At 47.3% G+C, this 3952-nt stretch carries 5 protein-coding genes; all 5 read left to right on the top strand.

Annotated features, from left to right (window positions below):
- Nucleotides 1-645, top strand: a 645-nt coding sequence (locus tag B7X71_RS13315; protein ID WP_293600990.1) for a cyanophycin synthetase, incomplete at its 5' end; no start/stop codon positions are given.
- Nucleotides 646-648: 3 nt separating this feature from the next.
- Complete coding sequence (locus B7X71_RS13310; protein WP_293597291.1) at nucleotides 649-1455, top strand: SPOR domain-containing protein; 807 nt, start codon at nucleotides 649-651, stop codon at nucleotides 1453-1455.
- A complete protein-coding gene (locus B7X71_RS13305; protein WP_293597290.1) occupies nucleotides 1455-2021 on the top strand; it encodes a CvpA family protein in 567 nt (188 codons plus the stop codon). The genes B7X71_RS13310 and B7X71_RS13305 overlap by 1 nt, the downstream gene beginning before the upstream one ends.
- Nucleotides 2022-2025: 4 nt before the next feature.
- Nucleotides 2026-3564: an amidophosphoribosyltransferase gene (gene purF, locus B7X71_RS13300; protein ID WP_293597289.1), complete on the top strand. Its 1539-nt coding sequence runs from the start codon at nucleotides 2026-2028 to the stop codon at nucleotides 3562-3564.
- A 69-nt stretch (nucleotides 3565-3633) separates the two neighbouring features.
- Nucleotides 3634-3952 (top strand): PLP-dependent transferase (locus B7X71_RS13295; protein WP_293600989.1); only part of this gene is annotated, 319 nt, incomplete at its 3' end.

The following is a 3952-nucleotide window of genomic DNA, read 5'->3' as shown; positions in this document are numbered from 1 at the left end:
GGTCGTGATTACAACTTTCAAGGGGATAAGCAGCAATGGGGTTGGGCAGGGCGTCAAAAACGCTTTAGCGGTCTTGGCTATCCCGCTTTACGTGGCGCCAATCAAATTCTCAATGCCTCTGCAGTGATCGCTGCCTTGATGGCCTTGCATCTTCGTTTGCCGGTTAGCGCTCAAGACATCAGAAATGGATTTGCCTTGGTGGAGCTTCCGGGTCGTTTTCAAGTACTTCCAGGCCAGCCAACTATAGTTTTAGACGTTGCTCATAATCCGCATGCCGCAGCTACCTTAGGGCAAGGTCTAGATAAGATGGGCTATCACCCCTATACCTACGCCATTTTTGGTGCGATGGCGGATAAGGATATTGCCGGCGTCATCAAGCCTTTACTAAGTAGTGTGGACTTCTGGTTTTGCACGGATTTACCGACGCCACGCGCTTCTAGCGCTTCATCACTGTCTGAGAAGCTGGTGGAGCTAGGTGTAGCACTTAAAAATGGCGATGATGGCGGTATTGAGTGCTTCCCGGATCCTGCTGCAGCCTATCAAAAAGCACTTTCTAAGGCGCGTGAGGGTGATAGAATTGTTATCTTCGGATCCTTCTATACCGTTGCCGGCGTAATGGCATATCGAAATAACCAGGCGTATTGATCCATGATTCGTTTACCGAAGCTTTTTAAGCGAAACCCTGAGACTGAAGACCTTGATCGAGGTTCAGCAAGGGGTCGTCGTACCATCAATAAATTAGCCCCCCGCAGCTTTCAGCGTGCTCAAGAAAATGAAGAGCTCGCCCTTACCGAAGATCCAGAGCAACAGCGTGCTCGCCATCGGTTGATTGGCGCGGCTGTTTTGGTATTGATTGCGGTTGTTGGTTTGCCCCGCATCTTAGATAACAAGCCCAAGTCTGTTAATAATGATATTGCGGTGAATATTGTTACTAGCCTGCCAGCGCCTAATGCTGCAATGCCTGTAAATGACGAAAAAGCCAAGCCTGAAACAGTAGTCGAAACGCTTGCAAAAGATAAGGAAGTCGCGCAAACAAAAGAAGTTGTAGTTGCGCCAACTCCTGAAGCGAAATCTGAAGCCAAAGCCAGCCCCAAAACAGCACCTACAGCATCTAACGTGAGCTCTATTGGATTGGCTGCTGGTGAAGAGGTGGTTGCTGCATCAAATACAACTGTTAAAGCAAAAACTGAAGAGCTTCCGAAAAAAGTAGGTTCTGGCAAGTACGTCATTCAGATTGGCGCTTTTGCTTCTGAAGAACGCGCTAAAGGCTGGATTACCAAGATGAAGGATCAAAAAATCCCTAATTACGTACTCAATAAAACTGCTGCAGATGGCACCAAGCTTTACGTATTGAGGGCGGGACCTTTTACTGACAAGGATGCAGCCGAAGCGGCTGAGAAAAAAGTCAAAGTCATGGGCCTATCCCCAAGACTGGTTGAGGTTGGAGCGCCTTAATGGAATATTTATCCACCCTGAAATTAACTACGGTGGATTACTTCACCTTGGTAGTGCTATTAATCTCTGCATTAGTGGGCATTTCTAGGGGCTTATTTAAAGAAGTGTTGGCGCTTGCATCTTGGTTTATTGCTGCCTGGGTCGCTTATCACTACACCAGTTATCTTTCTGTTGAATGGTTGTCCACTTTTCATATGGATGAGCTTTTGAGTTTGGGTGTGAGCTTCCTCATTTTATTTATTCTGACTTTGATTGTTTGTGGTCTTATCGGCAATGTGATTCAAAAAATTATTTTGTCTGCCGGCTTGAGTATGACTGATCGCTTTCTTGGTCTGGTGTTCGGCTTAGCCCGCGGTGGCGTTGTCATTGTTGTGATGGCTACATTAGCTGCCCTAACTCCAATACCGCAGAGCGTGGCTTGGCAAAAAGCAATCACGCGACCAGCCATTGATATGGCGACTAGTTTAATTAAAGGCTGGTTACCAGCTGATTGGGCAAAACAATTGGGTGATGCAATGCCTAAAATTACACCCACCGTTACACCTTCATTAACAATAGGGATCTAGGCTTATGTGCGGCGTCGTTGGAACAGTTTCCCACTCCCCAGTTAATCAACTCATTTATGACGCACTGTTGCTTTTGCAACATCGCGGTCAAGATGCTGCCGGCATGGCTACGATGAATGGCAACTCATTCACGATGCATAAAGCTAATGGACTAGTGCGAGATGTATTTAGAACGCGCAATATGCGTAGTCTGATTGGTAGCGCTGGTATTGGTCAGGTTCGCTATCCCACCGCTGGTTCTGCTAGCAGTGAAGAAGAGGCGCAACCGTTTTACGTTAGCGCTCCTTATGGAATTATCTTGGCCCATAACGGTAACCTCACCAATGCGGCTAGCCTGCGTGTTGAAATGGCTTATCGTGATCGTCGCCACATTAATACCAGTTCAGATACAGAAGTATTGCTAAACGTTCTAGCAGACGAACTTCAAAAAGAAACGAATAGCGCTGCCCTGGATGAAAGCGCGATGTTCAATGCGGTTACTCAGGTAGCAAAGCGCGTCAAAGGTTCTTATGCCGTTGTTTCTTTGATCGCTGGCTATGGATTGTTAGCATTCCGCGATCCATTTGGTATTCGTCCTTTATGTATTGGCCGAATTGATACGCCTAAGGGTCCTGAGTGGATGATTGCCTCCGAGTCTGTTGCACTTGATGGCCTTGGTTTTACTTTTGTACGCGACGTCAATCCTGGTGAAGCGATCTATATTGATTTGGATGGTAATTTCTCTTCACGTCAATGTGTGGCTGATGCTGTTCTGACTCCTTGTATTTTTGAATACGTTTACATGGCTCGCCCAGATTCCACGATTGATGGCGTTACTGTTTACAACGTACGTATGCGTATGGGTGACTATCTCGCAGAGAAGATCCGCAAAGAAACTATTCCAGGCGAGATTGATGTTGTGATGCCGATTCCTGACTCAAGCCGTCCAGCAGCAATGCAGGTGGCTAAACGCCTTGGCGTAGATTATCGCGAAGGTTTCTTTAAGAATCGCTATATTGGCCGCACCTTCATCATGCCCGGTCAGGCGGTTCGCAAGAAGTCAGTACGCCAAAAGCTCAATGCGATGCGTATTGAGTTCAAAGATAAAACGGTATTGATTGTGGATGATTCGATTGTTCGTGGCACAACCTCTTTTGAGATTGTGCAAATGGCACGAGAGTCTGGTGCCAAGAAGGTGATCTTTGCATCTGCTGCGCCTCCTGTACGCTTTCCGAATGTCTACGGTATCGATATGCCAACGCGTAGTGAGCTAGTTGCCTATGGTCGGACAGATGAAGAGATCAATAAGATGATTGGCGCAGACCAGTTGATCTATCAAAGCGTTGAAGATATGAAGCAGGCAGTGAAGGACATCAATCCTAATATCCAGCATTTTGAGGCATCTTGCTTTGATGGCCACTACATTACCGGCGACATCAATGAATCCTATTTGGATGCTTTGGAGGCCGCTCGTAATACCTCGGAGGCTAAAGCTGACCGTCAGCGCGACTCCAGTGACTTTGCCCGCTCACAACTTCACCTGCATTTGGCTACCGAAGACTAAAAACAACGATGGAATTCCTCAGGCGTTACTGTCTGAGGCAATTCTTCAATTCGGTGTCAAAATAGCGGTATGATGAGCAAAACTACCCGCAAAAAACCTGATTTCTCAAAGCTTGCGCTTGAAACCCTTGCGGTTCGCGCCGGTACTCGCCGTACTGCTGAATACCAAGAGCATTCAGAGGCAATGTTCCTGACTTCCAGCTTTTGCTTTGATAGCGCTGAACTGGCCGCCGACGGTTTTGCCCATGCAGACCAAGGCTTCATCTATTCCCGCTTTACCAATCCTACCGTCAGCATGTTCCAGGATCGATTGGCTGCACTAGAGGGTGGTGAGGCTTGCATTGCGACTTCTTCCGGAATGGCAGCAATTTTAACCATGGCAATGTCCC

It is taken from the genome of Polynucleobacter sp. 39-46-10, assembly GCF_002282275.1.
Note: the sequence above shows the minus strand (reverse complement) of the source record. Positions and strands in the feature narration are given on the sequence as shown.

Excerpts from the sequence above, each read along its gene's own strand:
- B7X71_RS13310 (WP_293597291.1), top strand. The coding sequence starts at position 649 with ATGATTCGTTTACCGAAGCTTTTTAAGCGAAACCCTGAGACTGAAGAC.
- B7X71_RS13305 (WP_293597290.1), top strand. The coding sequence starts at position 1,455 with ATGGAATATTTATCCACCCTGAAATTAACTACGGTGGATTACTTCACC.
- purF (WP_293597289.1), top strand. The coding sequence starts at position 2,026 with ATGTGCGGCGTCGTTGGAACAGTTTCCCACTCCCCAGTTAATCAACTC.